This is a genomic window from Nocardiopsis sp. B62 (assembly GCF_018070675.1).
Taxonomy (GTDB): domain Bacteria; phylum Actinomycetota; class Actinomycetes; order Streptosporangiales; family Streptosporangiaceae; genus Nocardiopsis; species Nocardiopsis prasina.
This window is the reverse complement of the sequence record NZ_JAGPXK010000060.1, coordinates 1-738: the sequence shown is the minus strand read 5'-3', so window position 1 is coordinate 738 and position 738 is coordinate 1. Positions and strand designations below refer to the sequence as shown.

Annotated in this window: 1 protein-coding gene; it reads left to right on the top strand. The window is 65.3% G+C overall.

Annotation, left to right across the window (positions count from 1 at the left end):
• Window positions 1-738: AMP-binding protein (locus KBX21_RS26265; protein WP_210844330.1), on the top strand; the 738-nt coding region annotated here is incomplete at both ends.

Genomic DNA, 738 nt, shown 5'->3' with positions numbered 1-738 from the left:
GGGTGTTCGAGGAGTGTGCGGCTTCGGTTCCGGATGCTGTGGCGTTGGTGTTCGGGGATGAGCGGGTCTCCTATGGGGAGTTGAACGCTCGGGCGAACCGGTTGGCGCGGTATCTGGTGGGTGAGGGGCTGCGCCCGGGTCAGTTGGTGGGGGTGTATCTGCCTCGGGGGCCGGAGATGGTGGTGGCCTTGTTGGCCGTGTTGAAGGCCGGTGCGGGTTACACGTTGCTGGATCCGGCTTTCCCGGCCGCGCGTTTGGAGTCGGTGATCGCCTCGGCCGGAATCACCACCGTTGTTTCCAACGCCGAGAACCGCGACGGTCTCTCCGCGACGGGCGTGGTCGTGTTGTCAGTGGAGGCACCGGAGATCGCTGCTGGTCTGAGCGGTGATCTTGGTGTGGAGGTGGGGCCGGGAGACGTGGCGTGTGTGATGTTCACGTCGGGTTCCTCGGGTGTGCCCAAGGGCGTGGTGACCTCCCACCGGGGTGTGGTGGGGACGTTGCTGGGTCAGGAGTATGTGGACTTCGGTCCTGATCAGGTCTGGTTGCAGTGTTCGCCGGTCTCGTGGGACGCGTTCGCCCTGGAGCTCTACGGCGCGTTGTTGTTCGGTGGCCGGTGTGTGTTGCAGCCGGGGCAGCGTCCGCGGTTCGACGCGATCGCTGATCTGGTGGTGGAGCACCGGGTGACGAGTCTGCAGATGTCGGCGGGGTTGTTCAACGTGATGTTGGACGAGCGTCCCG